The 25,695-nt window shown below is 66.4% G+C and carries 33 protein-coding genes; 25 read left to right on the top strand and 8 right to left on the bottom strand.

All coding sequences use genetic code 11. From position 1 onward, the window contains the following. Window positions 1–3 precede the first annotated feature (3 nt). Window positions 4–639: a YqaA family protein gene (locus MRBLMA1_RS04885; protein ID WP_133651674.1), complete on the bottom strand. Its 636-nt coding sequence runs from the start codon at window positions 637–639 to the stop codon at window positions 4–6. Between the two features lie 12 nt (window positions 640–651). Further along, entirely contained in the window at window positions 652–1,272 is a 621-nt protein-coding gene (locus MRBLMA1_RS04880) for a GNAT family N-acetyltransferase (protein ID WP_363735298.1), read from the bottom strand. Window positions 1,273–1,314: 42 nt separating this feature from the next. Here MRBLMA1_RS04880 and MRBLMA1_RS04875 point away from each other — a divergent pair, with 42 nt between their 5' ends. The 4 genes from MRBLMA1_RS04875 (at window position 1,315) to MRBLMA1_RS04860 (ending at window position 3,740) form a co-directional block, all read left to right on the top strand. Next, complete coding sequence (locus tag MRBLMA1_RS04875; RefSeq protein WP_133651675.1) at window positions 1,315–1,557, top strand: hypothetical protein; 243 nt, start codon at window positions 1,315–1,317, stop codon at window positions 1,555–1,557. Between the two features lie 119 nt (window positions 1,558–1,676). Beyond that, a complete protein-coding gene (locus MRBLMA1_RS04870; protein WP_414714754.1) occupies window positions 1,677–2,402 on the top strand; it encodes a hypothetical protein in 726 nt (241 codons plus the stop codon). Window positions 2,403–2,563: 161 nt separating this feature from the next. Then, a complete protein-coding gene (locus tag MRBLMA1_RS04865; RefSeq protein WP_363735296.1) occupies window positions 2,564–3,127 on the top strand; it encodes a hypothetical protein in 564 nt (187 codons plus the stop codon). A gap of 79 nt (window positions 3,128–3,206) precedes the next feature. Further along, entirely contained in the window at window positions 3,207–3,740 is a 534-nt protein-coding gene (locus MRBLMA1_RS04860) for a lysozyme inhibitor LprI family protein (RefSeq protein WP_363735295.1), read from the top strand. A 32-nt stretch (window positions 3,741–3,772) separates the two neighbouring features. Here the strand turns inward: MRBLMA1_RS04860 and MRBLMA1_RS04855 are convergent, their stop codons facing one another. Further along, window positions 3,773–4,219 carry an acetyltransferase gene (locus MRBLMA1_RS04855; protein ID WP_363735424.1) on the bottom strand — a complete coding sequence of 149 codons (447 nt, stop codon included), beginning with the start codon at window positions 4,217–4,219 and terminating at the stop codon, window positions 3,773–3,775. A 64-nt stretch (window positions 4,220–4,283) separates the two neighbouring features. On the opposite strand from MRBLMA1_RS04855, the gene MRBLMA1_RS04850 reads away from it, so the two are divergent. The 9 genes from MRBLMA1_RS04850 (at window position 4,284) to gp17 (ending at window position 10,505) form a co-directional block, all read left to right on the top strand. After that, window positions 4,284–5,597 (top strand): DNA-packaging protein, encoded by a 1,314-nt coding sequence (locus tag MRBLMA1_RS04850; protein ID WP_363735294.1) that lies wholly within the window; start codon window positions 4,284–4,286, stop codon window positions 5,595–5,597. 143 nt (window positions 5,598–5,740) lie between these two features. Beyond that, a complete protein-coding gene (locus MRBLMA1_RS04845; RefSeq protein ID WP_133651678.1) occupies window positions 5,741–6,079 on the top strand; it encodes a hypothetical protein in 339 nt (112 codons plus the stop codon). 113 nt (window positions 6,080–6,192) lie between these two features. Continuing rightward, window positions 6,193–7,323 carry a phage portal protein gene (locus tag MRBLMA1_RS04840; protein WP_363735293.1) on the top strand — a complete coding sequence of 377 codons (1,131 nt, stop codon included), beginning with the start codon at window positions 6,193–6,195 and terminating at the stop codon, window positions 7,321–7,323. A 23-nt stretch (window positions 7,324–7,346) separates the two neighbouring features. Next, window positions 7,347–7,667, top strand: a complete 321-nt coding sequence (locus MRBLMA1_RS04835; RefSeq protein WP_363735292.1) for a DUF6127 family protein — start codon at window positions 7,347–7,349, stop codon at window positions 7,665–7,667. Beyond that, window positions 7,660–8,052, top strand: coding sequence for an HK97 family phage prohead protease (locus tag MRBLMA1_RS04830; RefSeq protein ID WP_363735291.1), 393 nt, complete (start codon window positions 7,660–7,662; stop codon window positions 8,050–8,052). Before MRBLMA1_RS04835 ends, MRBLMA1_RS04830 begins: the two co-directional genes overlap by 8 nt. Window positions 8,053–8,179: 127 nt before the next feature. Further along, the gene (locus tag MRBLMA1_RS04825; protein WP_363735290.1) at window positions 8,180–9,292 is read left to right on the top strand and encodes a phage major capsid protein; all 1,113 of its coding nucleotides are present in this window, start codon (window positions 8,180–8,182) and stop codon (window positions 9,290–9,292) included. A 135-nt stretch (window positions 9,293–9,427) separates the two neighbouring features. Beyond that, window positions 9,428–9,913: a head-tail connector protein gene (locus MRBLMA1_RS04820; protein WP_363735289.1), complete on the top strand. Its 486-nt coding sequence runs from the start codon at window positions 9,428–9,430 to the stop codon at window positions 9,911–9,913. Continuing rightward, entirely contained in the window at window positions 9,910–10,113 is a 204-nt protein-coding gene (locus tag MRBLMA1_RS04815) for a hypothetical protein (RefSeq protein ID WP_363735288.1), read from the top strand. The genes MRBLMA1_RS04820 and MRBLMA1_RS04815 overlap by 4 nt, the downstream gene beginning before the upstream one ends. Further along, a complete protein-coding gene (gene gp17 / locus MRBLMA1_RS04810) occupies window positions 10,110–10,505 on the top strand; it encodes a tail completion protein gp17 (RefSeq protein ID WP_363735286.1) in 396 nt (131 codons plus the stop codon). Before MRBLMA1_RS04815 ends, gp17 begins: the two co-directional genes overlap by 4 nt. Before the next feature lie 83 nt (window positions 10,506–10,588). Here the strand turns inward: gp17 and MRBLMA1_RS04805 are convergent, their stop codons facing one another. Next, window positions 10,589–10,918, bottom strand: coding sequence for a hypothetical protein (locus MRBLMA1_RS04805; RefSeq protein ID WP_363735285.1), 330 nt, complete (start codon window positions 10,916–10,918; stop codon window positions 10,589–10,591). Window positions 10,919–10,975: 57 nt separating this feature from the next. Between MRBLMA1_RS04805 and MRBLMA1_RS04800 the strand changes: the two genes are divergently transcribed. The 10 genes from MRBLMA1_RS04800 to MRBLMA1_RS04755 all read left to right on the top strand — a co-directional run bounded on the left by MRBLMA1_RS04800 (window position 10,976) and on the right by MRBLMA1_RS04755 (window position 20,108). Further along, complete coding sequence (locus MRBLMA1_RS04800; RefSeq protein WP_133651687.1) at window positions 10,976–11,383, top strand: phage tail tube protein; 408 nt, start codon at window positions 10,976–10,978, stop codon at window positions 11,381–11,383. Continuing rightward, window positions 11,380–11,691 carry a gene transfer agent family protein gene (locus tag MRBLMA1_RS04795; protein WP_363735283.1) on the top strand — a complete coding sequence of 104 codons (312 nt, stop codon included), beginning with the start codon at window positions 11,380–11,382 and terminating at the stop codon, window positions 11,689–11,691. Before MRBLMA1_RS04800 ends, MRBLMA1_RS04795 begins: the two co-directional genes overlap by 4 nt. Continuing rightward, window positions 11,688–11,942 carry a phage tail assembly chaperone gene (locus MRBLMA1_RS04790; protein WP_363735282.1) on the top strand — a complete coding sequence of 85 codons (255 nt, stop codon included), beginning with the start codon at window positions 11,688–11,690 and terminating at the stop codon, window positions 11,940–11,942. The genes MRBLMA1_RS04795 and MRBLMA1_RS04790 overlap by 4 nt, the downstream gene beginning before the upstream one ends. A 79-nt stretch (window positions 11,943–12,021) precedes the next feature. Next, entirely contained in the window at window positions 12,022–12,585 is a 564-nt protein-coding gene (locus tag MRBLMA1_RS04785) for a tail tape measure protein (protein WP_363735423.1), read from the top strand. Beyond that, complete coding sequence (locus MRBLMA1_RS04780; RefSeq protein WP_363735281.1) at window positions 12,582–14,909, top strand: DUF2460 domain-containing protein; 2,328 nt, start codon at window positions 12,582–12,584, stop codon at window positions 14,907–14,909. Before MRBLMA1_RS04785 ends, MRBLMA1_RS04780 begins: the two co-directional genes overlap by 4 nt. Continuing rightward, window positions 14,906–15,724, top strand: coding sequence for a DUF2163 domain-containing protein (locus MRBLMA1_RS04775; RefSeq protein ID WP_363735279.1), 819 nt, complete (start codon window positions 14,906–14,908; stop codon window positions 15,722–15,724). The genes MRBLMA1_RS04780 and MRBLMA1_RS04775 overlap by 4 nt, the downstream gene beginning before the upstream one ends. Window positions 15,725–15,732: 8 nt before the next feature. Then, complete coding sequence (locus tag MRBLMA1_RS04770; RefSeq protein ID WP_363735422.1) at window positions 15,733–16,092, top strand: peptidoglycan endopeptidase; 360 nt, start codon at window positions 15,733–15,735, stop codon at window positions 16,090–16,092. A gap of 12 nt (window positions 16,093–16,104) precedes the next feature. Continuing rightward, window positions 16,105–18,303: a phage tail protein gene (locus MRBLMA1_RS04765; protein ID WP_363735278.1), complete on the top strand. Its 2,199-nt coding sequence runs from the start codon at window positions 16,105–16,107 to the stop codon at window positions 18,301–18,303. Between the two features lie 34 nt (window positions 18,304–18,337). Next, complete coding sequence (locus tag MRBLMA1_RS04760; RefSeq protein WP_363735277.1) at window positions 18,338–18,841, top strand: DUF2793 domain-containing protein; 504 nt, start codon at window positions 18,338–18,340, stop codon at window positions 18,839–18,841. A gap of 190 nt (window positions 18,842–19,031) precedes the next feature. After that, window positions 19,032–20,108 (top strand): OmpA family protein, encoded by a 1,077-nt coding sequence (locus MRBLMA1_RS04755; protein ID WP_363735276.1) that lies wholly within the window; start codon window positions 19,032–19,034, stop codon window positions 20,106–20,108. A gap of 85 nt (window positions 20,109–20,193) precedes the next feature. Here MRBLMA1_RS04755 and MRBLMA1_RS04750 read toward each other — a convergent pair whose 3' ends face one another. Then, a complete protein-coding gene (locus tag MRBLMA1_RS04750; protein ID WP_363735275.1) occupies window positions 20,194–20,361 on the bottom strand; it encodes a hypothetical protein in 168 nt (55 codons plus the stop codon). A 63-nt stretch (window positions 20,362–20,424) separates the two neighbouring features. On the opposite strand from MRBLMA1_RS04750, the gene MRBLMA1_RS04745 reads away from it, so the two are divergent. Then, window positions 20,425–20,982: a superoxide dismutase family protein gene (locus MRBLMA1_RS04745; protein ID WP_363735274.1), complete on the top strand. Its 558-nt coding sequence runs from the start codon at window positions 20,425–20,427 to the stop codon at window positions 20,980–20,982. A 39-nt stretch (window positions 20,983–21,021) separates the two neighbouring features. Here MRBLMA1_RS04745 and thpR read toward each other — a convergent pair whose 3' ends face one another. Beyond that, on the bottom strand, window positions 21,022–21,567 hold the full coding sequence (gene thpR, locus MRBLMA1_RS04740) for an RNA 2',3'-cyclic phosphodiesterase (protein ID WP_363735273.1): 546 nt from the start codon (window positions 21,565–21,567) through the stop codon (window positions 21,022–21,024). Window positions 21,568–21,687: 120 nt separating this feature from the next. Here thpR and MRBLMA1_RS04735 point away from each other — a divergent pair, with 120 nt between their 5' ends. Continuing rightward, window positions 21,688–22,425, top strand: coding sequence for a Bax inhibitor-1/YccA family protein (locus MRBLMA1_RS04735; RefSeq protein ID WP_363735272.1), 738 nt, complete (start codon window positions 21,688–21,690; stop codon window positions 22,423–22,425). 56 nt (window positions 22,426–22,481) lie between these two features. Here the strand turns inward: MRBLMA1_RS04735 and MRBLMA1_RS04730 are convergent, their stop codons facing one another. Further along, window positions 22,482–23,111 carry a glutathione S-transferase family protein gene (locus tag MRBLMA1_RS04730; protein WP_363735271.1) on the bottom strand — a complete coding sequence of 210 codons (630 nt, stop codon included), beginning with the start codon at window positions 23,109–23,111 and terminating at the stop codon, window positions 22,482–22,484. A gap of 236 nt (window positions 23,112–23,347) precedes the next feature. Then, window positions 23,348–25,666 (bottom strand): ATP-dependent Clp protease ATP-binding subunit ClpA, encoded by a 2,319-nt coding sequence (gene clpA, locus MRBLMA1_RS04725; protein ID WP_133651698.1) that lies wholly within the window; start codon window positions 25,664–25,666, stop codon window positions 23,348–23,350. Between the last annotated feature and the right edge of the window lie 29 nt (window positions 25,667–25,695).

Raw genomic sequence — 25,695 nt, 5'->3', positions numbered from 1 at the left:
CGGTCAGTGCAGCGTGGCCATGGTGGCGTTGCTGCACTTGTCGCTTTTCTCCCCGCCGCCCGACAGCGCCGAGGCCGCGATGAAACCGCCGACCAGCAGCACCAGGAAGGCGGCGGACAGCAGGCCGAGATATTTCTCGATGAACGCCTTGATCGGGCGGCCGAACTTCCAGAAGAGGAAGCCCACCAGCATGAACTGGAAGGCGCGGCTGAGCACGCTGGCCCAGAGGAAGGTGAAGAGCGACAGGCCGATGAAGCCCGCCGTGATGGTGATGAGCTTGAAGGGGATCGGCGTCGCGCCCTTGATCAGGATGATCTCTGCCCCGTAATCGCGCAGATAGCAGGCGGCGACGGGGAATTTGGCGGCAAGGCCGAGGGCGTGCAATATCTGTTGCCCGACCGTTTCATAGAGGAAATGGCCGATGGCATAGCCGAACAGGCCGCCCAGCACCGAGGCGATGGTGCATATCAGGCCGAAGCGGATCGCGCGTTCAGGGCGGGCAAGGCACATCAGGCCCAGCAGCGGGTGCGGGGGGATGGGGAAGAAGCTGCTTTCCATGAAGCTGATGACGAAGAGCCAGCGTTCGGCGTGGGCGTGGGCGGCTTTCGCCAGCGTCCATTGGTAGAGCTTTGTGAGCATCGGGTTGAGGCCCTAGCCGAACTGCTTTCGGGCCGCCAGTGCTTTTGCCAGGACGATCATCTGCTGCGGCGGATCGAGCAAGACGGGATAGGGGCGCCGTTCCCCGGTGGGTTCATAGCCGCGTCGCTGATAATATTGGATGAGCTTGTGATGGGTGGAGATCACGGTCATTTCCATCCGCCGGGTGCCGAAGTCGGTGATGGCGAGCTGTTCGGCGGCCGTGATGAGGCGATGGCCAAGGCCATCGGACTGAAGTGCCGGATCGACGCAGAGCAGGCCGAGATAGGCGCGACCGTCGCCCCGGTCGGAGATCTGGACGCAACCGGCGGGCGCGCCGTCCGGTCCCGATGCGATGAGCAGCCGTTCGGCGGGATCGGCGAGGATGTCCGCCAGCGCGGGCAGGCTGGTGCGTGGGCTGGCGGGTGGCGCGGACTGGACGGCCCAGCTTTCGCTGGCGGTGTCGCCGCGATAGGCACGCTCTATCACCGGGTGCAGGCGCGGGAGGTCGGACAGGGTGGCGAGGCGGATGGGCATGGCGCGCTGTAGCGCGGCGGCGATGGAAGCGACAGGGGTCTGAAGGCGGTGAGGTTTGAGAGCGGCGGCGTTTGAAAGCGACGGGGGCTTGAAAGCCATGGCAGGACTGCACTAGCTATGTGGCCTGTAGGAGATACGCATATGTTAGGCATGGGAACGGGCGCCTGCCCCTTTGATTTCAACACTGATCCGGCGACCTTCAAGGTCGGCGATTCGGTCAGCTACCGGGTGACGGGCAGCTTGGAGGGCATGCCCTTTGCCGGCGTGCTGCTGGAGGTGCATGAGGATCATGTCGTGTTGACCTCCGACCCGGAAGACAAGGCGAGCCGGATGCGGGCGACCCGGGAAAGTCGTCCTGTCGTCCGGGAGGAGGACATCTGTTGACGCCACGGCGTTGACGGCGCGGCGGCGTCTGGGCATGACCCCCTTCTGAATCCGGCCCGGCGCACCGAGTGAAATTGACCTTGTCCCTTCCTTCCCAATGGCGCGAGCGCGGCGGCGGATTGCTGCTGGCTCTGCTGTTCAATGCGCTGCTGCTGCTGGCGTTGCTGACGCTGGCGCCCGATCCGGTGATCCGGTTGCCCGACCTGCGCAATCCGGTGACGTTCGAGATGGCGCCCGCGCCCAAGGCGGAGAAGGCGCAGAGCAAGGCGAAGAAGAGCGAGAAGAAGAAGAGCGAGAAGAAGAAGCAGGAGAAACCGGCACAGCGGCAGGTGCAGCCGGTGGTCAGGCCCAACCGTCCGGTGGTGAAGCCGGTCGAGCAGCCGCCTTCTCCATTGCCCTTCCTGGTGATGGACAGCCAGCAGCTGGCGTCCGCCGACATCGGCAAGATGGCGAAGAAGGGCGCGGCGGACGGCGCGACTGGCCAGGGCAACAGCGCGGCGGTGGACGGGCCGGGCGAAGGGCCGGGCGGCGTGCAATTGTTCGACGCCGAATGGTACCGCCGGCCGAATCATGCGGAACTGGCAGGCTACCTTCCCGTCAATGCGCCGGCCAGTGGATGGGGCCTGGTCGCGTGCAAGACGGTGGATCATTATCATGTCGAAAACTGCCAGGCGCTGGGCGAATCGCCCATGGGGTCGGGCTTTGCCAAGGCGGTTCGGCTGGCGGCGTGGCAATTTCTGGTGTTGCCGCCGCGGGTCAACGGCAAGGTGATGGTGGGAAGCTGGGTGCGGATCAGGATCGACTATACGCGCAGCGTGGCGGGCGCGGACGATGCGGGGCGGTGAGTTGGCTGCGCTGATTTAACCTATATGGAACATTTTTCTTGACATCGTAACGCTGTTCTGGCACATAAGTCGATATTGGGAAAATGTGAGTCGCCGGAGAGGCGGTGAAGGGCTGGTCCTTGCGGGGCCGGCCCTTTTGCTTTGCATGCGGGGGATTGGCTGTGGCGGACGGAGAAGGGAAGAGGAGCCGGTTCGGCGGTCGGGCCGATGCGCCTGAGCGGGTGCTGGCGCTGGAAAATGGGCCGCAGGGCGCGCTGGGCGTCGCGCCGCAGATGCGGGCGGTGCGGAAGAATGGCTGGACGCCCGCACTGCGGCAGAAGTTCCTGGAGACGCTGGCGCTCACCTGCAACGTCAGCGAGGCGGCGCGGGTCGTCGGACGGAATTTGTCGACGGTCTATTATCTCAAGCGGCGCGATCCGGCCTTTGCGCGGGCGTGGAAGCAGGCGCTGAGCATCGGACATGAGGAGCTGAGGGCGCTGATGCTGCGGCAGGCGCTGTTCGGCATCGAGGATGAGGAGATCGTGCTGGACGCGGAAGGGGCGGTCAAGAGCCGGAAGATCAGGCGCGGGCATCCGCACATGATCCAGGCGCTGCTGTTCAGGGCGCATGAGAAGGAGGTGGAGGAGATGCAACGGCTGGAGAGCGTGGAGCGGCCGGATGGCGATGATGCGGTGGCGCGGTTGCGGGTGGCGCTGGATGAGGTGCGGAAGCGGAGTGGGGGATAGGGGGATTTCGGGGTGGTTTGACGACGGGCGGCTTATGTGCCGATAATGCAACAGATAATATTGCAGTAGGGGAGCATTCATGAGCGTGGCTGTTGGATTGCTCGTTGCGGCTTTGGCCGCCAACCCTGACAGATGGATAGACGAACATGGCCCTGCCAGCGCCAAGACAGTGAGCGGGGAGTGTCTTACAGAGGCCAACCGCCCACTCTCTGATCCCTTGGTGTGCGTGCGCCGCGCCTTAGATACCTGTGAAAATGAGCATGGAACCTATCAGAGAGCGATGAACGATTGTGCGACATTCTCGCGTTTGGCGTGGGAAGCTCGGCGCGCGGCGGTTGCGAAGCAGCTTATGACCGCGCAACAGGTTTCCACGAACTTTCATTCGCCAGACCGGCTCGTTGCTCTGTTGGCCGAGAGTGAAAAGCACTGGGATGCTTGGAATAGCCCTGACTGTGAAATGCAGGCAGCGTTAAGCGAGGGCGGCACTTTCCACCGCTTCGCTCGCGATATGTGCCTTTCGGACCACGCGGCCTACCGCACCCTCGAACTTGAGGCGCTGGCCGAAGACTGGGGAAAGATTTTCAATGTTGATGGTTATGACTGGCCAGGCTGAATGTCCGCAAATGGTCGTTTCCAGCCATGCCTTCAGGGGGCGTAGCGGAGGTGGATCAGGGGGTAGGGGCGGCCCTGGCCGTCCTGGTCGGAGCGGCCGGTGCGGGCGAAGCGCATGGCTTCGTAGAAGCCGATCGCCTGGGCATTCTGTTCGTTGACGTCGGTGGTGAGCGTGGGGTGGAGCGATAGGGCGTGGTCGACCAGGCGGCGGCCGACGCCTTGGCCGCGCCATGCGGGATCGATGAACAGCGCCTCCATATGTGTGCCGTCGATCAGCATGAAGCCGATGGCGTGATCGTCCGGGTCGGTGGCGAGCCAGGCGGGGGCATGGGGCAGGAAGGCGGCGACCTCCGCCTCTATCGCGACGCGGTCTGACGGCGTCAGGAAATCATGGGTCGCGTCGACGGCCTTGCGCCAGATGTCGAGCAGGCGGGCGCCATCGGCGGTGCGGGCGGGGCGGATCGAACTCATGGCGGCCATATAGGGGCGGGGCGCGGGTCGGCCAAATCCGGGCCGGGAGAAAATCGATGAATGGAGGCGGTGCATGGCTCTTTCGGATTTCGAGCGGCTGGCGCATCTGCCGGAGGGCGCGCGCGAGCGGGTGCTGGCGGGGCTGAGCGCGGCGGCGGCCGATGCGCTGGCGCATGACTGGCGCTGGCTGGCGCGGCCGGAGCAACTGGCGCCCGAAGGGGACTGGCGCATCTGGCTGATGATGGCGGGACGCGGGTTCGGCAAGACGCGGGCCGGGGCGGAATGGGTGCGCGGCATTGCGGAGAGCGACCCGTCGGCGCGGATCGCGCTGGTCGGGGCGACGCTGGGCGAGGCGCGGGCGGTGATGGTGGAGGGGGCGTCGGGCCTGTTGTCCATCGCGCCCTGGTGGAACCGGCCGGCCTTCGCGCCGGCGCTGCGCAAGCTGGTCTGGCCCAATGGCGCGGTCGCGACGCTTTATGGCGCGGCGGAGGCGGAGAGCCTGCGCGGGCCGCAGTTCAGCCATGGCTGGGCCGACGAGATCGCCAAATGGGCGGGCAGCGAGGCCGTCTGGGACAATCTGATGATGGGGATGCGGTTGGGCGCGGCGCCGCGCGTGCTGGCGACGACGACGCCGCGGCCCGTCGCCCTGCTGCGGGGACTGGTGGCGCGCAGCGGCGTCGACGTGGCCGTGACGCGGGGGCGGACGGCGGACAATGTCGCGCATCTGGCCGAAGGGTTCCTCGCGGCGATGGAGCGCGGCTATGGCGGCACGCGGCTGGGGCGGCAGGAACTGGACGGCGAACTGATCGAGGAGATCGAGGGCGCATTGTGGCGCCGGGACCTGCTGGAGCGGTGCCGGGTGGCGCATGTGCGTGGCGCGCTGGCGCGGGTGGTGGTGGCGGTCGATCCGCCCGCCTCCGCCCATGGAGATGCCTGCGGGATCGTGGTGGTCGGGCTGGGCGAGGACCGGCGGGCCTATGTGATTGCCGATGCGACCGTGGAGGGGGCGACGCCCGAGGGCTGGGCGCGGGCGGCGGCGGCGGCGGCGCTGTTGCATGGCGCGGACCGGGTGGTGGCGGAGGCCAATAATGGCGGCGCGATGGTGGAGAGCGTGCTGCGCGCGGCCGAGGCCGGGCTGCCCGTGCGGCTGGTGCATGCGAGCCGGGGCAAGGTGGCGCGGGCAGAGCCGGTGGCGGCGCTGTACGAGGCCGGACGCGTGGCGCATCGCGGGAGCTTTCCGGAGCTGGAGGACCAGATGTGCGGGATGATGCTGGGCGGTGGATATGAGGGGCCGGGGCGATCGCCGGATCGCGCCGATGCACTGGTCTGGGGCCTGACCGAGTTGATGCTGGGGCGGCGCGGGGATGCGCGGGTGCGGGGGATTTAGGGGAAGCCGGGTTCCTTCCTGTTCCCGCCTTCGCAGGAGCACGGAACAGCGCGGGGACAGGCTCTGTTGCGGTGGCGGAATGAGGGAACAAGAGTGCGGGGGTCTGCGTAGTCCTTTCGTCTGATTTGCAAGGAGATCGGGTCATGAGATTGGCCAAATGGACGATGGCTGCCGCGGGGCTGGCGCTGGTGGGCTCGCCGGTGCTGGCGGCTTCGCTGAACAGCAAGGAGCGGGCGCGGGTGGCGCGGGCCGCGCCGCGGGACCGGGATGATGTGCGCTATTGCCTGCTCCAGGCCAAGAAGGGGCGGGACAAGGGCACGGTGATCGGCGCGGCGGGTGGCGCGGGCGTGGGCGCTCTGGCCGGTGGCAGCCTGGGCGAGTCCCTGCTGGCCGGTGCGGCGGGCGCCGTGGCGGGCCGCGTGATCGGCAAGAGCGAAGGGACGAATTCGGCCTGCGACCGGGTCCTGGCGCGCAATCCCTGAGGATGTCGGGGGCGGGACAGCCCCCATATAGCTTTCGGTAGGCGGCTGGGCGTCGTCGACCTTCACTATCCTCCCCCCGGTTCCGGAGGGAGGATTTTTTGTGGGTGCATCTAATGAAATTTTTCGGAGTGAAGGCGGCGCGCGGCGGGGCGCGGCCGGTGTTGGCGCGTGCCTGGGGTTCGGGCGGGGTCGCGCTGGGCGAATGGCCGGCCAGCTATGAGCAGCAGGTGCGCGCCGGTGTGGTCGGCAATCCGGTGGCGCAGCGCGCCCTGCGGCTGGTGGTGGAGGGGGCGGGCGGGACAGTGCCGGTCGTCGGCGGCGTCGCGGAGGATGTCCGGGGGCGGGTGAAGGCGCTGGTGACGCGCTGTTCCTCCGGCCAGTCGCTGGTCGAGACGGTGGCGAGCCACCTGCTGCTGCACGGCAACGCCTATGTCCAGATCATCCTGGGCGCGGACGGGATGCCGAGCGAACTCTATGCGCTGCGGCCCGAACGGGTGAGCGTGGAGGCGGATGCGCGGGGCTGGCCGGCGGCCTATCTGTATCGCGTCGGCGAAAGCGTGACGCGCCTGTCGCCGGAGGATGGCGCCGGACGGACCGGGATCGTGCATCTGAAGGCGCTGCATCCGCTGGACGATCATTACGGGCTGGGCTGCGTCGGCGCGGCGGCCGGGGCGGTGGCGATCCACAATGCGGCGACGGTGTGGAACAAGGCGCTGCTGGACAATGCGGCGCGGCCTTCGGGAGCGATGGTCTATGATCCGGGTGACGGATCGGTGATGAGCCCCGAACAGTTCGAGCGGGTCAAGCGGGAGATGGAGATGGCCTTTTCCGGCGCGGCCAATGCCGGGCGGCCGATGCTGCTGGAGGGCGGGCTGGACTGGAAGGCGATGAGCCTGACGCCCGCCGAGATGGATTTCGTCGGGCTGAAGGCGGCGGCGGCGCGGGAGATCGCGCTCGCCTTTGGCGTGCCGCCGATGCTGATGGGACTGCCGGGGGACAATAGCTACGCCAATTATCGCGAGGCCAACCGGGCGCTGTGGCGGCAGACGATCCTGCCGCTGCTGGCGAAGATCTGGGGCGGGCTGGCGCAGGGGTTGCAGGGCTGGTGGCCGGCGCTGTGCCTGAGCGCCGACCTGGATGCGGTGCCCGCGCTGTACGAGGAGCGCGGCGCGCTGTGGGACCGGGTGGCGGCGGCGGACTTCCTGTCGGCGGAGGAGAAGAAGGCGATGCTGGGCATGGGTTGAGGCGGCGGGTGCGGAGGCAAGGGATGAAACATGACGGAGAGATGCTGGCGCGGCTGGTGGCGCAGGCCGAGGTGCAGCCGGTGGGGATGGACATGCTGATGATCCGGGCGCTGATCGAGGAGGCGAGCGAATTGGGCGCCGGGCGGGCGCTGGCGCGGCTGGGACTGGCGGATCGTGGGGCCGAGGCGGATGTGCGGGAATTGCGCGAGCTGCTGGGTGCCTGGCGCGACGCGAAGAAGGCGGCGCGCGGCGCCGTGGTCGCATGGGTCGTGCGGATCGTGACGGCGCTGATGCTGCTGGGGATGGCGGTGAAGATGGGATTGCTGGGGCTGGGGCATGAGTGACGTCCGGTTTGCCGGCTATGCGGCGGTGTTCGACCGGGTGGATCGGGGCGGTGACGTGGTGCGGGCGGGGGCCTTTGTCGGGGTGGCGGCAGGGATGCCGCTGCTGTGGCAGCACAGGCCGGGCGAGGTGATCGGGACGGTGGAGAAGGTCGAGGAGGATCGCCTTGGACTGCGCGTGATCGGCCGGGTGTCGGCACGGACCGCCGTTGGGCGGGAGGCGGCGCGGGCGTTGCGGGAGAAGGCGGTGGACGGCTTGTCCTTTGGCTATCGGGTGCGGGAGGCGCGGGGGAAAGCGCCGCGTGAACTGCTGGAACTGGAGGTGGTGGAGGTCAGTGTCGTGACCCATCCGATGCAGGATCGGGCGAGGGTGATCGCGGTGGAATAGGGGGCAGTCGCCCTCATCCAACTTCGCCTAGGCGGCTGGGTCGCCAAGGTTTCGTATCCTTTTCCCGCTGGGAGAAGGAAGTGTTCGGGCGGTCCGGTTGGGCCGCCCTTTTTCGTGGGAGTGGTGGATGACGGATCAGTTGGAAGCGAGCTTTGACGCGGTGGTGCAGGGTGAACGCATTGCGGGACTGGAGAGCGAGGTGGCGGCGCTGAAAGGGGCCCTGCTGATGCAGCAGCGGCCGGCGCTGGATGGCGTCAAGGGCGGGGCGGTCGATCCGCAGCGCGGCGCCTTTGTCGAGAGATATGTGCGGCAGGGGCTGGAGGCCGGAGTCGAGCTGAAGAGCTTTTCCGGGGCGTCGGGCGCGGCTGGCGGCTATGCGGTGCCGCGGGAGATCGACCAGATCATCGGGGCGACGCTGAAGGCGATTTCGCCCATTCGTTCGATCGCCAATGTCGTGCGGACCGGGACGGCGGGCTATCGCAAGCTGGTGACGGCCGGCGGCATCGTGTCGGGCTGGGCCAGCGAGACGGGCGCGCGGGCGGAGACGGCGACGCCGAGCTTCAACGAGATCGTGCCCCCTTCGGGCGAGCTTTACGCCAATCCGGCGGCGAGCCAGGCGATGCTGGACGATGCGCAGTTCGATGTCGAAAGCTGGCTGGCGGGCGAGATCGCCCGCGAGTTCGCGGCGGCGGAGGGCGCGGCCTTCGTCAACGGCAATGGGACGAACAAGCCCAAGGGCTTCCTGACCTATACGACCACCAATGAGGTGGACAGCGTGCGGGCCTTCGGGTCGCTGCAATATGTGGCGTCGGGCGCGTCGGGCGCCTTTGCCGCGTCGGGGCAGGATAAGCTGATCGACCTGGTGCAGGCGTTGCGCGCGCCCTATCGCCAGGGGGCCTGTTTCGTGATGAATTCGGCGACGCTGTCGGTCATTCGCAAGATGAAGACCAGCGACGGCGCGTTCATCTGGCAGCCTTCCCTGGCTGTGGGACAACCGGCGACCCTGCTGGGCTATCCGGTGGTCGAGGCGGAGGACATGCCGGATATCGCGGCCGGTTCGCTGTCGATCGCGTTCGGCAATTTCCAGGCGGGCTATGTGATTTCCGAACGCAGCGAGACGAGCATCCTGCGCGATCCGTTCAGCAACAAGCCGTTCGTGCATTTCTATGCGGTGAAGCGGATCGGCGGCGCCGTGGCCAATTCGGAAGCGATCAAGCTGATGAAGTTTTCTGCGTCCTGATCATCCCTCATCCGACTTCGCCTGACCGTCCGGAGCCGGTCGAAGGAGGATAAGGCTTCATGTCCTTCTTCCGCCAGGGGAGAGGGGTAGACTGGGGGCGTCCTGCGGGGCGTCCCCTTTTTCTTTGGAGGGGCGATGCTGGGGGATCTCAAGGCCTGGTTGCGGATCGGGTCGAACGATGAGGATGAGGTGCTGGAGCGGCTGCTGGCGGGGGCTTGCGGGCTTTGCGAGCAGTTTATCGGGCAGTGGCTGGTGGTGCGCGAGGCGGCGGAGACGATCGCGGCCGACGGGAGTTGGCAGAGGCTGCTGGCACGGCCGGTGGTGGCGATCGAGGGGGCGGAGGCGGCGGGCGTGGCTTTGGCGCCGGAGGCCTATGCCTTCGACATTGATGTGTCGGGCGATGGATGGGTGCGGGCGCGGCTGGTCGATGGGCCGGGCAAGGTCACGATACGCTATCGGGCGGGACTGGCGGCCGATGAGGCGGCGCTGCCCGAAGCGATCCGCCAGGGGATCGTCCGGCTGGCGGCGGAGCATTTCGCGGCGCGCGGCGGCGATGTGGCGATGCCGCCCGCCGTGGTGAGCGCGCTGTGGCGGCCATGGCGACGGATGCGGCTGGCATGAAGGCGCGGCTGAGGGCGCTGGTCGAAGCGCGGCTGGAGGCGCGGCGTCAGGGGATTGCCGCCGCCCTCGCGGCCTCCGGGATCGAGGCGCGGGTCGAGGGCGAGGCCGTGCGCCTGTCCGGGCGCGGGCTGAAGGATCGGTGGATGGGCGACCTGGCGCTGCGGGAAGCGGGCCGGCATTGGGGAGGGGGACGGCGATGAGCGCGGAAGTGGCGGTGCGTGCGGCCGTGGTGGCGGCCCTGCGCGGGGATGCAGTGCTGATGGCGGGGTTGAACGGGTTGTTCGACGGCGCGCCGGCGCGGGCGAGCGCGCCCTATGGCGTTGTGGGGGACTGCATCGCGCTGGATTGGGGCGCGAAGGATGTGGAGGGGCGGGAACTGACGATGACGGTCAGCCTGTTCGATGCGGGGGAGGCGCCGTCGCGGCTGGGCGGCCTGCTGGGGCGGGTAGACGCGGTGTTGCGGGCAATGGGGCCGGTGGAGGGCTGGCAGGTCATCGCCGCGCGGCTGCTGCGCTCTCGCATGGGGCGGACGGCCACGCGGGACGGGTGGCAGGCCCTGGTGGATTATCGGGTGCGGGTGGTGCGGCTGTAGCCGATAGGCCCGCCAGCGTTGCGGGGGAGGACCGGGCGGGCGACGGGTCCCCGCTTTCGCGGGGACGACGGTGAAGCGCGGGCTTAGACGCCCGGCTTCGAATAGTCTTCATATTCCCCGACGATCTTGTCCCGATATTCGCTGATCTGGTCGTCGGCGTCCGATTGGGCGTCCTTTTCCGACATGCCGCTGGATTTGTCGTCGGCGACGATGGCGGTGCGGAAGGCGGTTTCCTTGGCGCCGCATTCGCTCTTCAGCGTGGCCTGGAAATCGGCAAGCGACAGCTTCTTGTCGATGGCGGGCTGGATCTGTTTCGACAGGCACTGGGAATAATCCTTGCGGCCGGTGCCGACATCGACGCCGCCCTGCGGAGCGGCGGCCAGCAACAGCATCAGGGGGGCAGTGACGAACATAGGGGCCTCTCTCCAAATCCCGAATCTTGCACGGTTTATCTTAGAGGAGAATGCGCCATGGGCGTGGAAAAAGGAAGCGCGTTTCTGTTGAAAATAGGGGATGGGGGCGCGCCTGCGGCCTATGCGACCGTGGCGGGGATGCGGACAACGCAACTGTCCGTCAATGGCGAGGCGGTGAATGTCACGCACAAGGAATCGGGCGGCTGGCGCGAGCTGCTGTCCGGCGCGGGCGTGCGATCCGTCAGCGTGTCGGCGGCGGGCATATTCACAGGATCCGCGGCGGAGGTGCGGCTGCGCAACCATGCGCTGGCCGGGACAATCGAGGATTATGAGCTGAGCTTCGAAAGCGGCGAGAAGATGCGCGGGCGCTTCCTGGTGACGCGGCTCGATTATGCCGGGGATTATAATGGGGAGCGCAACTATGCGCTGGGCCTGGAGAGTTCCGGGCCGGTGGTGTCGCTGTGAGCGCGCCCAATGGCGCAAGGGGCGAGGCCGCGCTGGAACTGGGCGGGGAGCGCCTGGTCCTGCGGCCCAGCTTCGCGGCCCTGGTGGCGGCCGAGGAGGAATTGGGGCCGCTGTTCGCACTGGTGGAGCGAGCCGCCGACGGGAAGCTGTCGCTCGCCGAGATGGCGGGGCTGTTCTGGCATTGTCTGGTGGAGCCGCCGGCGGGGCTGACGCGCGATGCGCTGGGCGAGGCGATCGTGGCGGTCGGGCTGGCGAAGCTGACGCCTGTCCTGCGGGGAATATTGGCACAGATTTTGGGGGGACGATGAGCTTTTTCAAAATGGCGGCGCGACTGGCAGGGGTCGCGGGGTGGTTGCTGGGCTGGCGGCCGGACGAGTTCTGGCGGGCGACGCCGGCCGAACTGGAGAGCGTGTTGCGCGCGGTGCGTGGAGATGAGGAGGAGGCGCGCGGCGGGATGGACCGGGCGGAGCTGGAAAGGCTGCGCGCCGGGATGCCGGACGAAGGCATGTCGGGCGCCGGGAGCATCGCGCCGGAAAGGGGGAGCCGATCTTCCGCTTGAAACGAGGGGAAGCTCGGCCGGGCTGAGCTCCCGCCTGCGCAGGAGCGCATTGCGGTTCAGGATGAGTTTGGGGGGTGGGATGGACGAGGAAATCGACAATCTGGTCGTGCGGGTGTGGGCGGATACGCAGGGTTTTGCGCGGGATGTGGAGGCCATGCGAGGGGCGCTGGAGGGGCCCTTGGTCACGGGCGCGGAGCGAGCCGGACGGCGGATCGAGCAGGGCTTGCTGCGGGCCGTGCGCACCGGGGCGTTCGGGTTTCAGGAATTGAAGGTGGTCGCGCTGCGCATGCTGGATGACATTGCCGCCGGCGCCCTGCGGGCCGGGGTGAACAGCATCGGGGGGGACGGCGGGCTGATCGGGCTGGCCGCGTCGGCGCTGGGTCTGCCGGGGCGGGCGACCGGCGGGCCGGTGGCGCCGGGGCGGGCCTATGTCGTGGGGGAGCGGGGACCCGAGGTCTTCGTGCCGACGATGAGCGGGCAGGTCGTTGCCAATGGCGGGCCAAATGGCGGGCAGGGCGGCGGAAGCGTCCGGGACGTGCGGGTTTCCATCGCGGTTCAGGGGCAGGGTGCCGACAGCGCCCGATTGCTGGCGCGCAGCGCGCGGCAGGTGGCGCGCGCGGTGAGGGGAGCGATAAACGGATGAATGCCTTGGGCTATTGGCTGGCGGATGCGCGGCGGGGGCAGGAAACGCGGTTCATGAAGCGTTTTGCACCGACGCACTGGACCGTCAATTTCCCCCGGCCGATGATGGCCAGCGTGGTGACGACCGCGCCCGATGCGCTGCGGGTGGATGCGGTCTTCTACGGATCGGGCGATCTGGCCGGGCTGATCTGGGAAGCGGAGGACAGGTGGAGCCATGCTCTGCTCGCCTATGACACGGATCGGGATTTTCGCGATTGCGTGTTGCGCTTTCGCTGGCGCAGCGGCGGGCTGCGGCGGCTGGACCAGACGCATGGGCCGACGCTGACGATCGAGGGGAGGGATGCGGCGGGCCATGCGCGGGCCTGGTATGTGCGCTTGTGGAACTATGCGAGCGGCGGGCCGGAAGATGCTGTCGTCACGCTGGATTTTTCCGCGATCAGGAGCGGATTCCTGCCGAGTGAGGGGGAAGAGGTGTGGGCGGGCGATGTGGACAGGATGTTCCTCTCGCTCGCGGCGCCAACCTATGATGCGGGGAGCACGCCGATCGCGGCCGGGGTCGAGGGATGGTGCGAGCTTTCGGACATGCGCTGCGACGGCGCCGGATCGGTGCTGCGTGTGGGCGATGTGGTGCTGCCCGAACATGGGCTGTCGATGGCGACCGGCTATGACGACTGCTTCAACCAGACGCCGGAGCGGATCGTCGCATCGATCCATGCATTGGGTTATCGCGGGGACATCAACCATTATGTCGGGATGAGCCATTATTTCCGGCTCGAACCCCTGGGCGGCGGACTTTATATCAGCCTGGCCGGGGGCGTGCTGAATGCGCCCTGCGCGGCCTGGCATGCGGATTTCGCGCGGCAGGCGAAGGCATTCGGGCTGGGGATGATCTGGTCGCTCTCCTATGAGCTGTTCGACGCGCATTGCTGGAATGACTGGAAGCAGAGGGCGGAGGATGGCACGCCCGCACTGACGGGCTGGTCGCCGCCTTCAACCTTGCTCTCCCCGGCGCATGATGGCGCGATGAGCTATTTGCGGATGGTAGCCGGGGCCTTTGTTTCCATTGGCTTGGCGGCTGGTATTCCGATCAGCTTTCAGGTGGGTGAGCCCTGGTGGTGGGTGGTGCCCGCGGATGGGCGCATCTGCCTGTATGACGATGCGGCGCGGGCGGCCTTTGGCGGGGCATTGGTGTCGATCCCGGACGTGCGGGGCGCGCTGAGCGGCGGGCAGAAGGCATTGCTGGATCGGGCGGGCGAAGTGCTGGCGGCCTCCACGGCGGCGCTCTGCGCCTGGGTGAAGGGAGTGGCGCCGGGGGCGGTGACGCATCTGCTGGCCTATCTGCCGACCGTGCTCGATCCGCTGGCGCCGGAAGCCAAGCGGGCGAACATGCCCTTGGGCTGGGCGTCCCCCGCCTTCGATGTGTTGCAACTGGAAGATTATGACTGGGTGACGCAGGGGCGCGAGCGGCTGACGGCGCGGGGTGTCGAACTGGCGGTGGAGCGGCTGGGCTATCCGGTCGAGGCGCAGCATTATCTTTCAGGCTTCGTGCTGCGCGGCGAGGACGTCGCGCAATGGCGCGAGATCGCGGCGGCGGCGGATGCGGCGGTGCGGCGGGGGACGGCGGCGACCTTCATCTGGGCGCTGCCGCAGGTGGCGCGGGATGGCTTCACCTGCTTCAGATTATCTGGGGAGAAAGATGTGCAAGCCTTTGATGATGTGTCTTTTCCTCTGGCGATAGGGCGCGAGGCGAGCGTGGCGCCCGCCTTTTCGACGCAGGTCGTGGAGAGCGTTTCGGGGCATGAGCGGCGCAGCAGCGACTGGGCCGATGCGCGATTGTCCTTCGATGCCGGGCCGGGCGTGCGGTCGGAGGCGGACATGGCGGCGCTGATCGCCTTCTTCCGGGCGCGGCGGGGGGCGGCGCGGGGGTTCCGCTTCACCGATCCCTATGACGATCGCAGTTGCGGCATGGGGGAAGCGCCGGGGCCGCTGGACCAGCGCCTGGGACTGGGCGATGGGGTGCGGACGGCGTTCCCGTTGCAGCGCTTCTACGGCGCCGGCGAAGAGGCGCAGGTGCGGCGGATCACGCGGCCGGTGGCGGGCACCATCAGGGTGGCGGTGAATGGCGCCGAGATGGTGGGCGGCTGGAGCCATGCCGGGTTGGGAATGATCGCCTTTGACGCTGCGCCTGCGGAGGGTGCGGTGCTGACCGCCGGTTTCCGCTTCGATGTGCCGGTGCGCTTTGCCGAGGACCGGCTGGACATCAATCGGGCGACCTTCGCGGCGGGCGAGGCGCCTTCGGTGCCGTTGGTGGAGATCAGGGAATGAGCGGAGCGGAGGCTTTGGAGAAACCGCTGGCGACATTGGCCTTTTGCTGGCGGATCGAGCGGCGGGACGGGGTGACGATCGGATTGACGAGCCATGATCGCGATCTGGAGATCGGGCATATGCTCTATCGGGCGGCGCCGGGGATGACGCCGTCCGCCGTGCGGAGCGGGATTGGCTTGGAGGGCGCGGACAGCGATGTCGAGGGCGCGCTGGTCGCGGATGCGATCAGCGAGGCGGATCTGGCGGCCGGGCGCTGGGACGGCGCCGGGCTGGAGTTGCGGCTGACCGAGTGGGAGACGCCGGGCGATCTCTGGCTGCTGCTGGCGCGCGGCGAGATCGGCGCGGTGAAGCGCAAGGCGGGGGCCTTTACGGCGGAGCTGGTGGGCGCGATGGCGGCGCTGAAGGCCTCTGTCGCGCCGTCCACATCGCCCGATTGCCGGGCAATGCTGGGAGACAGGCAATGTCGCGTCGATCTGGCCGGGCGGCGGCGGGTGGTCATTGTCGGCGCGGTCGAGGATGCGGTGGCGAGCGTGGCCGGGCTGGAGCCGGGGGCCTATGCCTTCGGGACGTTGCGCTGGCTGACCGGAGCCAATGGCGGGATAGTGCAGGGGGTGATCGACAATGGCGCCGGCGGTGTGAGCCTGGCCGATCCGCCGCCATTTGCGGTGGAGGCGGGGGCGCTGGCCTTGCTGACCGAGGGGTGCGACCGGCAGCTTGCGACGTGCATCGGCCGGTTCGGCAATGCGGTGAATTTTCGCGGGGAGCCTTATCTGCCGGGGACGGATTTGCTGACCCGCTATCCGGGAGCCGCATGAGCGGCGCGGTGGCGGAGGCCAGGGCGCTGGTGGGCGTGCCGTTCCGGCTGCATGGGCGGTCGCCCGAGCGGGGGCTGGATTGCGTGGGGCTGGCGGCGCTGGTCCTGAAGCGGGCGGCGCCGGAGGGATATGGGCTGCGATCGGGGGATGAGGGCCGGGCGTCGGAATGGTTGCGGGCGGCGGGATTGCGGCGGGTCGAGGCGGCGCGCGAGGGCGATCTGGCGCTGGTGCGGCCGGGCCCCCTGCAACTGCATCTGATGATCGTGGTGCCGGGCGGGCATGTCCATGCCCATGCGGGCCTGGGGCGCGTGGTGGAGATGCCGGGGCCTTCACCCTGGCCGGTGATCGGTTACTGGCGAGCGGAATAGGAGTATCTATCTATGGCGACGATCGTGTTGACCGCCCTTGGCACGGCCATTGGCGGGCCGCTGGGCGGTGCCATTGGCGGGTTGATCGGCAATGCGTTCGACCATGCCGTGCTGTTCAAGCCCAAGGGCGTGGAGGGGCGGCGGCTGAACGAGATCCAGGTGCAGACGTCGACCTACGGATCGCAGGTGCCCAAGTTGTTCGGAATGCTGCGGGTGGCGGGAACGGTGATCTGGGCCACCGACCTCAAGGAGGCGCGGCACAGGAGCGGCGGGGGCAAGGGGCGGCCCAGCGTCACGAACTACAGCTATTCGGCCAGCTTTGCCGTGGCTCTGTCGGCGCGGTCGGTCCGGTCCGTGCGACGGATATGGGCGGACGGCAACCTGCTGCGCGGCGCGGCCGGGGACTTCAAGACGGAGCTGGGAGCTTTCCGGCTGCATGAGGGAGGAGAGGATCAGCCGGTCGACCCCCTGATCGCGGCGGTGCAGGGATTGGCGGCGACGCCGGGGCATCGGGGGATTGCCTATGCCGTGTTCGAGGATCTGGCGCTGGCGGATTATGGCAATCGCATCCCCTCCCTGACCTTCGAGGTGGAGGCGGACGAGGGTCCGGTCGCAATTGCCGATCTGGCGGCCGAACTGAGCGGGCGAATATTGACGGGCGAGGGGCTGGGTACGGTGGCCGGCATGGCGGCGAGTGGCGCGGACGTGGGCGACGCGCTGGCGCCGCTGGTGGAGGCGTTCGACCTGTCCCTGCTCGCAGAAGAGGCCGGACTGCGCCTGCGGACTGCACCGGCCGAGGGCGCCGCGCCAATCGGGTCCGACGATCTGTGCCGGTCGGTCAATGGACGGGCGCTGGACGGCTTCGAACATTCGGGCGGCGCGGCCGACAGCGTGCCGGCGGCCCTGTCGGTCCGCTATCATGATCCGGCACGCGACTATCAGGCGGGCGTCCAGCGCATCGGCAGGCCGGGTCCGGGACGGCTGGAGCAGGGAATGGACCTGCCCATGGTGCTGTCCGGCGAGGAGGCGCGGTTGCTGGCGGCGCGGAAGCTGGGAGCGGCCTGGGCCGGCCGATCGACGATGACGCTGCGCTGCGGCTGGGACGCGCTGTGCCATGCGCCGGGCGACGTCGTTGCGGTGGAGGGCGTGGCGGGCCGTTGGCAGATCGAGGAGCGGGAGTGGGAAGGCATGGCAGTGCGTCTGGCGCTGCGACGCTTGCCGGGCGCGGCGGCGGCAATTCCAGCGGGCGCATCGTCGGGCGCGGTGGTGCGGCAGGCTGACAGGCCACATGGACCGACCAGATTGATGCTGGCGGACCTGCCCATGATCAGGGAAGGGGCGGCGACGGCCCCCCTCCTCATGGCGGCGGCGAGTGGTGGAGAGGGTTGGCGCGGCGCGGCGCTGTTCCTGATGGGTGCGACCGGGGAGGCTTCGCCTGCCGGGCGGACGGCGGGTCGTGCCGTGATGGGGTGGACGGACAATGGCTTGCCCGCGGGCAGCGCGACGATGATCGACCAGGTCAACGCTCTCTTGGTGACCCTGTTGTCGGGGGACATGGAATTGGGTGGAGCGGACGAAGTGGCGCTGGGGATGGGCCGCAATCTGTGCCTGGTCGGGCAGGAGCTGGTCCAGTTCAGCCATGTGGTGCAGACCGGCGAGGCCAGCTTTCGGCTGGAAGGATTGCGGCGCGGCTTGTTCGGCACCGAATGGGCCATGGCATCGCATGAAGAGGGTGAGGCTTTCCTGTTGCTGGAGGAGGACCGGTTGGTCGACCTTGCCCTCCATGGCGCCGGGGCGGATATTGGCGGCAGCCTGCGCATGGCTGCGATCGGCGTGGGCGACAGCGAACCGGCCGAGGCGCTGTTGACGATAAGAGGCGAGGCGATAGTGCCGCCTTCTCCGGTGCATGTGACGGCGCGTGCCGACGGGACCGGAGGCTGGAGCATCAGCTGGACGAGGCGCAGCAGGAATGGATGGCGCTGGACGAATGGCGCCGACGTCCCGCTGGGTGAGGATCGCGAAAGCTATGAACTGCGGCTGTTTGCAGGGGCGATGGAAGTGCGCAGGATCATCACCGACCACTCGCCCTGGGCCTATGAGGCCGCTGCGGTGACCGAGGATATGGCGCATCCCGGCGAGCTGGCCTGCGAGATCCGGCAGATCGGCACCTATGCGCCGGGCAGGGCGACGCGGATCGTCCTGGCCGCCTGACCATGGCCTTCCGAAAGAAAAGGACAATTATATCATGACGATGGATTCGACATGCCGTTGGGCCTTGCCCCAACTTTTTGCCGGGCAGGCGCAGAAGGAGTTGTTTCACAACGAGGCCTTGGCCCGGATCGACATGCTGCTGCATGGGGCGGCGGAAAGCGCGGACCTGGACGAACCGCCTGTGGCGCCGACGGTGGGTGCCTGCTGGGTCGTGGCGGCCGGCGCGGTCGGCGCCTGGGAAGGCCAGGACGGCGCCGTGGCTGGCTGGACCGAAGGGGGCTGGCGTTTTGCCGCTCCGCGGGCCGGCCTGTCCTTGTGGGTCGTGGACAGGGGGCACGCCATGCTGCATGACGGCGTGAACTGGCGGGATAGCGCTGTGCAGGCGGATGGGATCCATATTGGCGGCACAAAAGTGGTCGGCGCGGCCGGGGCGGCGATCGCCAGTCCCACAGGGGGCGCGACGGTCGATGCGGAGGCGCGCTCGGCGCTGGTTGCAATATTGGGAGCGTTGCAGGAACATGGCCTGATCGCAACGTGAGCGGGCGGCGACTTTCAGTGTGTCTGCCTGATGCCGCAACTGCTGTTCGAGATGAGATTTGAGGGGTCGTCAAGCGAGCTAACTGCGTTATATTTGCAACAGTTTCGCCAATTGTGGACTTGCCATGAAACTTTCTAGCCGATACAGGGTTTAAGCAGTCCTTCGTGACACTTTTGAAAGGGGAATTCAGATGCGGAAGCTTGCCCTCGCGGCTGTGCTTGCGACAAGCGCCTTGGCCACCCCGGCCCTGGCGCGTGACAACAGCTGGTATATTGGTGCAGATGCCGGTGTTGTCCTCGTCGAAGATCAGGACATCACCTTCACCCCCGGTAATGGCGGTGCCGCCAGCAATACGCTGGCTGGCGTGGACTACCACAAGGGTTTTGATGTCGATGGCAACATCGGTTATGACTTCGGTGGTTTCCGTCTGGAAGCAGAAGCGGCGTACAAGCGCGCTCTGGTCGACCTCGACAAGAGCGGCTTCGGTGGTTCGGCTTCGGCTCTGTCGTTCATGCTGAACGGTTTGCTGGACTTCGGTCCCGATGATGGCCTGCAGGGCTTCGTCGGCGGCGGTGTCGGCGTGTCGCGCGGCAAGCTAGCCAACGACACTGTCAACGATTCCGACACCGGTTTCGCCTGGCAGGCGATCGCTGGCGTTCGTTACCCGCTGACCAATCATGTCGACGTCTCGCTGAAGTATCGTTTCTTCAACCAGGACGATATCAAGCTGATCCCGGCCTACACCACCATCGGTGGCCCCGCTGGCTCGTCGGTTGACACCAAGCTGCGCACCCACAGCGTGCTGCTGGGTCTGACCTATAACTTCGGTGGTGAACCGGCTGCTCCGCCGCCTCCACCGCCGCCCCCGCCGCCGCCCCCACCGCCCCCGCCGCCCCCGCCGCCGCCGGTTGCGGAGTGCAGCCCTGGACCGTACATCGTCTTCTTCGAATGGGACAAGTCGGACATCACGCCTGATGCCGCCACCATTCTGGACAATGCGGTTTCGGCCTACAGCAACTGCGGTAGCGCCCAGGTCATGCTGGCGGGCTATGCGGACCGTTCGGGTTCGGCCTCGTACAACGTTGGCCTGTCGCAGCGTCGCGCTGACTCGGTCAAGGCCTACATGGCTTCGAAGGGTATCCCTGACGGCGTGATGACCACCCAGGCGTTCGGTGAATCGAACCCCCGCGTGGAAACGGCCGACGGCGTTCGCGAACTGCAGAACCGTCGCGTGGAAATCACCTACGGTCCGGGTTCGGGCCAGTAAGATTTCCGTCCTTCGGGACTGAAGAAAAGAGGGGCCGGTCGCAAGACTGGCCCCTTTTTTATGCCTCCGGTACTGGCAAATCCTGTCAATTGTCGCGCGGCTCATGAAACAACGCGTTGCTGGAGCCGAGCGCGGCGGCAATGGCGGCGACGAGTTGCGCCGAGCGCCGGCTTTCCTGCCAGTGCAGAAACATCCGGTTCAGCAGCTCGAGATGACGCTTATCGGACGGAAAGACGGTGACATTTCGGATCACTCAGGCAACAAAAGACCGTTATGCTGCGTTCGCCTGGCAGCATCCTTCTTGGAGTTGTTCATCATGAAAATTGCCGCAATTCTTCTGGCATCCCCCTTGCTTGCCATCGCATCGGGCTGTGCTGCCGCATCGTCGGAAACGGCGACCGCCGGTGATGCCGCTGCGCCGGTGGCGCGTGCAAAGCTGCTGGCTGGCGATGGAACGTCACGGGGTGATGCGGTGGTGACGCAGGCCACCGATGGCTTGCATGTTCTGGTGCGCGCGCAAGGTCTGACGCCGGGCATGCATGCCGTGCATATCCATGGCACGGGCGTGTGCACGCCACCGGATTTCGCCAGCGCTGGCGGGCACTGGAACCCGACCGGGCACAAGCATGGCAAGGACAACCCGGCCGGAATGCATATGGGCGACATGCCGAACATGATCGCCGGCGCTGACGGTTCAGGGGAAATGGAATATGTCATCGCCGGCGCAACCATCCATGGAGGCGCCACGCCGTTGCTGGACGCGGATGGCGCGGCCATAGTGATCCATGCGCAGGCCGACGACAATAAAACCGACCCGGCTGGGAATGCGGGCAGCCGAGTTGCGTGCGGCATATTGTCGGGGGGCAATTCGTGAATGGCGCGATCGCGGCGTAGCCTGAGCTAGCATCTTCCCTCAGGGCTCGCCCGTTTCCGCCCGATAGCGTTCGATCAGATGATAGGTCGAACCGCTTTCGCTGAGGTGGCTCTCATAGAGGGCAAATTCGCTCACGGTGAATGGGGTGCTGGAAAGGCCGGCATGAAGCGCCATGAAGGCGTCCAAGGGGCCTGCCGTTCGCCCAAAGCGGGCGAGCGTGACATGGGGGAAATAGCTGCGATCGTCCGGGGAAAGACCGGCCGTGACGCAGGCGCGGTCGACCTTCCGGTGAAGTTGCGCCAGGGAATCGTGCGGCTCCACGCCTGCCCAGAGCGTGTGGACATGGCCCTTGCGCTCGAAGCAGCCTGCGCCGGACAAGGCGAGCTGGAAGGGGGAAAAGCGGATTTCGTCCAGCGCATCGGCCAGATCATTGGCCTGATGGCGACTGACCTCTCCCACGAAACGCAGGGTGATGTGCAATTGGTCGTCATCCTGCCAGCGCGCGCCCCTGATTCCGCTCATCAGGGCGAGGAGTGCGGCACGGACGCCGGCGGGTGGGCGCAGGGCGACGAACAAGCGGTGCATCGCATTTCTATAGTAGCTTTTCGGGCATAAGTCAGATTGCGCTCGCGGCTTGAATTGGGAACGGGATGAGCCGATAATAGGGAAACCGGCCGCATGGATGCCGGTGAAGGAGAATATCTCATGGCCAATTGGTCCGATCCCCGTTCCGACATTGCGGGTTTTGGCGGCACGACCGTGGCGCGGGGGGAGGCGTACGACGCTGGCCTGCGCAGCTATATGCTGTCGGTTTACAATTATATGGCGAGCGGCGTGTTGTTGACCGGCGTTGTCGCCATGCTGTTCGCCTCCAGCGGGCTTGCCTATCAGATCCTGGCTGGGCCCGGCATCCTGAAATATATCATCATGTTCGCCCCGTTGCTGTTCGTGATGACGATGAGCTTCGGCATCAATCGCCTGTCGACCTTCGCGATGCAGGCGATGTTCTGGGCCTATGCCGCGGTGATGGGCCTGTCGCTCTCCTCCATCCTGCTCGTCTATACCGGAACGTCGGTTGCGCAGACCTTCTTCGCGACGGCGGCCGCCTTTGCTGGCCTCAGCCTCTGGGGCTATACGACCAAGCGCGATCTTTCGGGCTTCGGCACCTTCCTTATCATGGGTGTGGTCGGCCTGCTGGTCGCCAGCCTCATCAACCTGTTCCTGAAATCGAGCGCGATGAATCTGGTGATCAGCTTTATCGGCGTGCTCCTTTTCGCCGGGTTGACGGCTTACGACACGCAAAAGATCAAGAGCATCTATGCCTATGTCGCCGGGACGGACATGATGGGCAAGTCGGTGGTGATGGGGGCGTTGAACCTCTATCTCGACTTCATCAACATGTTCCTTTTCCTGCTTCGCTTCATGGGCAATCAGCGCAACTGAGGCAGGCCTGCCGAAAACATCATGGCCCGGTGGAGTGATCCGCCGGGCCTTTTTATTCAGGAGGGCTTCTGCATTTTCGCGATCAGCGCATTGTCGAGTTCCTTCTGCCGCTTGTAGGCCGGACGTTCGCGCAGGCGCCCGGCATAAGCCTCAAAGGCGGGGCGACTGGGTATCGAACCGAAGCTGAGGCCCCAATCGATCTGCGAGCCCACATAGACGTCGGCCGCAGTGAACCGATCCCCGCAAATCCATGTCTGTCCCGAGACGGCGCGTTCCAGGGTGTCGATCGCATGATCGAAGCTGCCATAGCCCGCCATCCGGTCCCGGCCTTCGGGGACGACAAAGCCCAGGGCCTTGTTGGTGACGGCTGCCTCCACGGGGCCGGCGGTGAAGAAAAGCCAGCGATAATAGTCGGCGCGACTGTCGGTGGAAGGCGCAAGGCCGGCGTTAGGAAAGGCATCGGCGAGATAGGCGCATATCGCCGCGCATTCGGTCACGACCTTCCCCGCGTGCACGACTGTCGGAACCTTGCCCATCGGGTTGATCGCCAGATAATCGGCGGATTTCATGCCGCTTTCGAAATCCAGAATGACCATGTCATAGGGTTGTCCCACTTCCTCCAGCATCCAGCGGGCGATCTGCCCACGCGACATCGGATTGGTGTACAGCGTGATTGCATTCGTCATTGTGACTCTCCTGCATTGGCGCGGGGATATTTGGTCCAGATCGACCATCATCCGCAAGTTCTGCCGCGGCAGGCCGAATGGGCGGGTGCGGCGAGATTGTCCGGACCGGATCGGCTTGGACGCCGTGCGGATCTTCCTGAATGCATCGTACGGAAGGGGGATCGGCTTTCCGTTCAAAAATGATGAGGGCGACCCTCATGGGCCGCCCTCATCATTTCATCGATGCTTTCGTCCGCTTATTTCGCCTGTTCCGCGGGCTTCGACTTGCCACCCCTCTTGCCCTTTTTGGGGGCGGCGGGGGTGATCTCGAACGCGAGGGCATCGTCCTTCATACGGACATGGACCTCGCCGCCATGCACCAGCTTGCCGAACAGCAGTTCCTCGGCCAGCGGCTGCTTGATCTTTTCCTGCATCAGGCGGCCCATCGGACGGGCGCCGTAGAGCTTGTCATAGCCCTTCTTGGTGAGCCATGCCTTGGCATCGTCGTCCAGCGTGATGTGGACGTCGCGATCCGCCAGTTGCAGTTCGAGTTGCAGCACGAACTTGTCGATGACCCGCGCCACGATTTCCGGCGGCAGATAGCCGAAGGGCACGATGGCATCGAGGCGGTTGCGGAATTCCGGGGTGAAGAGCTTCTTCACCGCGTCCTCCTGAACATCCTCGCGGGTCAGTTCGCCAAAGCCGATACTTTCCTTCGCCATGTCCGACGCACCGGCATTGGTGGTCATGATGAGGATGGTGTTGCGGAAATCCACCGTCTTGCCGTGATGGTCGGTCAGGCGGCCATTGTCCATCACCTGCAACAGGATGTTGAACAGGTCCGGATGTGCCTTTTCGATCTCGTCCAGCAGCAGGACGCTGTGCGGGTTCTGGTCGACCGCATCGGTCAACAGGCCGCCCTGGTCATAGCCGACATAGCCCGGAGGCGCGCCGATCAGGCGGCTGACCGAGTGACGTTCCATATATTCCGACATGTCAAAGCGCTGGAGCGGGATGCCGAGCAGACTGGCGAGCTGTCGCGCGACCTCCGTCTTGCCGACGCCGGTGGGGCCGGAGAAGAGATAGTTGCCGATCGGCTTGTCGGGATCGCGCAGGCCCGCCCGCGACAGCTTGATCGCGGAGGACAGCACCTCGATCGCCCGGTTCTGACCGAAGACGACGCGCTTCAAATCCGTGTCGAGCGTTTCCAGGACCGACTTGTCGTCGGCGGACACGGTCTTGGGAGGGATGCGCGCCATGGTCGCGATGACCTGCTCGATCTCCTTGGGCGTGATCGTCTTCTTGCGCTTCGACGGCACCACCAGCATCTGCATCGCGCCGACTTCGTCGATCACGTCGATCGCCTTGTCCGGCAGCTTGCGGTCATTGATGTAGCGCGCCGACAGTTCCACCGCCGCCTTGATCGCATCGGGCGTGTACTTGACGTTGTGATGCTCCTCGAAGGCGCTGCGCAGCCCGGCGAGAATCTTGATCGTGTCGTCGATGGTCGGTTCGTTGACGTCGATCTTCTGGAACCGGCGCAGCAGGGCGCGGTCCTTCTCGAAATGGTTGCGGAACTCCTTGTAGGTGGTCGATCCGATGCAGCGGATTGTGCCGCCAGACAGGGCGGGCTTCAGCAGGTTGGACGCGTCCATCGCGCCGCCGCTTGTTGCGCCCGCGCCGATGACGGTATGGATCTCATCGATGAAGAGAACCGCGTGCGGCATCTTCTCCAGTTCGGTGACGACCGCCTTCAACCGCTCCTCGAAATCGCCGCGATAGCGGGTGCCCGCCAGCAGCGCGCCCATGTCGAGCGAGTAGATGACCGCTTCCTTGAGCACGTCGGGAACCTCGCCCTCGACGATCTTGCGCGCCAGGCCCTCCGCGATGGCGGTTTTACCGACGCCCGGATCGCCCACATAGAGCGGGTTGTTCTTCGACCGGCGGCACAGGATCTGGATCGTCCGGTCGACTTCGGCGCTGCGGCCGATCAGCGGGTCAACCTTGCCCCGCGTCGCCTTCTCATTGAGGTTGACCGTGAACTGCTCCAAGGCACTATCCTTCTTGCCCTTGCTGTCCTGCGCCTTCTTTTCCTCTTCCTGAGCGCCCTTGGTTTCGCGCTGCTCAGGAGCGGCAGTACCCTTGCCCACGCCGTGGCTGATGTAGCTGACGGCATCCAGGCGGCTCATGTCCTGCTGCTGGAGGAAATAGACGGCATAGCTCTCCCGCTCGGAAAAAAGCGCGACGAGCACATTGGCTCCCGTGACTTCATCCTTGCCGGAAGACTGGACATGCAGGATCGCGCGCTGGACGACCCGCTGGAAGCCGCTCGTGGGGGAGGGGTCGCTTGCCCCTTCCACCTTCAGGCTGTCGAGTTCGGTGTCCAGATATTGCGTCACCGCATCGGACAATTCGCCAAGCTCCACGCCGCAGGCCTGCATCACCTTCGACGCATGTTCATCGTCGATCAGCGCGAGCAGCAGATGCTCCAGCGTCGCATATTCGTGACGACGCTCCGAAGCGTGGGTCAACGCATTATGCAGGGTGGTTTCAAGGGCGGGTGCGAAAGATGGCATGTCTTTTATACTCCTGGCCCCCAATGAGG

The sequence above is a fragment of the Sphingobium sp. LMA1-1-1.1 genome (genome assembly GCF_040676365.1).
GTDB lineage: Bacteria > Pseudomonadota > Alphaproteobacteria > Sphingomonadales > Sphingomonadaceae > Sphingobium.
Note: the sequence above shows the minus strand (reverse complement) of the source record. Positions and strands in the feature narration are given on the sequence as shown.

Bases quoted from the DNA above. Each gene is read 5' to 3' on its own strand.
- MRBLMA1_RS04885 (WP_133651674.1), bottom strand. From the start codon at position 639: ATGCTCACAAAGCTCTACCAATGGACGCTGGCGAAAGCCGCCCACGCC.
- MRBLMA1_RS04880 (WP_363735298.1), bottom strand. From the start codon at position 1,272: ATGGCTTTCAAGCCCCCGTCGCTTTCAAACGCCGCCGCTCTCAAACCT.
- MRBLMA1_RS04875 (WP_133651675.1), top strand. From the start codon at position 1,315: ATGTTAGGCATGGGAACGGGCGCCTGCCCCTTTGATTTCAACACTGAT.
- MRBLMA1_RS04860 (WP_363735295.1), top strand. From the start codon at position 3,207: ATGAGCGTGGCTGTTGGATTGCTCGTTGCGGCTTTGGCCGCCAACCCT.
- MRBLMA1_RS04855 (WP_363735424.1), bottom strand. From the start codon at position 4,219: ATGGCCGCCATGAGTTCGATCCGCCCCGCCCGCACCGCCGATGGCGCC.
- MRBLMA1_RS04850 (WP_363735294.1), top strand. From the start codon at position 4,284: ATGGCTCTTTCGGATTTCGAGCGGCTGGCGCATCTGCCGGAGGGCGCG.
- MRBLMA1_RS04845 (WP_133651678.1), top strand. From the start codon at position 5,741: ATGAGATTGGCCAAATGGACGATGGCTGCCGCGGGGCTGGCGCTGGTG.
- MRBLMA1_RS04840 (WP_363735293.1), top strand. From the start codon at position 6,193: ATGAAATTTTTCGGAGTGAAGGCGGCGCGCGGCGGGGCGCGGCCGGTG.
- MRBLMA1_RS04835 (WP_363735292.1), top strand. From the start codon at position 7,347: ATGAAACATGACGGAGAGATGCTGGCGCGGCTGGTGGCGCAGGCCGAG.
- MRBLMA1_RS04830 (WP_363735291.1), top strand. From the start codon at position 7,660: ATGAGTGACGTCCGGTTTGCCGGCTATGCGGCGGTGTTCGACCGGGTG.
- MRBLMA1_RS04825 (WP_363735290.1), top strand. From the start codon at position 8,180: ATGACGGATCAGTTGGAAGCGAGCTTTGACGCGGTGGTGCAGGGTGAA.
- MRBLMA1_RS04820 (WP_363735289.1), top strand. From the start codon at position 9,428: ATGCTGGGGGATCTCAAGGCCTGGTTGCGGATCGGGTCGAACGATGAG.
- MRBLMA1_RS04815 (WP_363735288.1), top strand. From the start codon at position 9,910: ATGAAGGCGCGGCTGAGGGCGCTGGTCGAAGCGCGGCTGGAGGCGCGG.
- gp17 (WP_363735286.1), top strand. From the start codon at position 10,110: ATGAGCGCGGAAGTGGCGGTGCGTGCGGCCGTGGTGGCGGCCCTGCGC.
- MRBLMA1_RS04805 (WP_363735285.1), bottom strand. From the start codon at position 10,918: ATGTTCGTCACTGCCCCCCTGATGCTGTTGCTGGCCGCCGCTCCGCAG.
- MRBLMA1_RS04800 (WP_133651687.1), top strand. From the start codon at position 10,976: ATGGGCGTGGAAAAAGGAAGCGCGTTTCTGTTGAAAATAGGGGATGGG.
- MRBLMA1_RS04790 (WP_363735282.1), top strand. From the start codon at position 11,688: ATGAGCTTTTTCAAAATGGCGGCGCGACTGGCAGGGGTCGCGGGGTGG.
- MRBLMA1_RS04785 (WP_363735423.1), top strand. From the start codon at position 12,022: ATGGACGAGGAAATCGACAATCTGGTCGTGCGGGTGTGGGCGGATACG.
- MRBLMA1_RS04780 (WP_363735281.1), top strand. From the start codon at position 12,582: ATGAATGCCTTGGGCTATTGGCTGGCGGATGCGCGGCGGGGGCAGGAA.
- MRBLMA1_RS04775 (WP_363735279.1), top strand. From the start codon at position 14,906: ATGAGCGGAGCGGAGGCTTTGGAGAAACCGCTGGCGACATTGGCCTTT.
- MRBLMA1_RS04765 (WP_363735278.1), top strand. From the start codon at position 16,105: ATGGCGACGATCGTGTTGACCGCCCTTGGCACGGCCATTGGCGGGCCG.
- MRBLMA1_RS04760 (WP_363735277.1), top strand. From the start codon at position 18,338: ATGACGATGGATTCGACATGCCGTTGGGCCTTGCCCCAACTTTTTGCC.
- MRBLMA1_RS04755 (WP_363735276.1), top strand. From the start codon at position 19,032: ATGCGGAAGCTTGCCCTCGCGGCTGTGCTTGCGACAAGCGCCTTGGCC.
- MRBLMA1_RS04745 (WP_363735274.1), top strand. From the start codon at position 20,425: ATGAAAATTGCCGCAATTCTTCTGGCATCCCCCTTGCTTGCCATCGCA.
- thpR (WP_363735273.1), bottom strand. From the start codon at position 21,567: ATGCACCGCTTGTTCGTCGCCCTGCGCCCACCCGCCGGCGTCCGTGCC.
- MRBLMA1_RS04735 (WP_363735272.1), top strand. From the start codon at position 21,688: ATGGCCAATTGGTCCGATCCCCGTTCCGACATTGCGGGTTTTGGCGGC.
- MRBLMA1_RS04730 (WP_363735271.1), bottom strand. From the start codon at position 23,111: ATGACGAATGCAATCACGCTGTACACCAATCCGATGTCGCGTGGGCAG.
- clpA (WP_133651698.1), bottom strand. From the start codon at position 25,666: ATGCCATCTTTCGCACCCGCCCTTGAAACCACCCTGCATAATGCGTTG.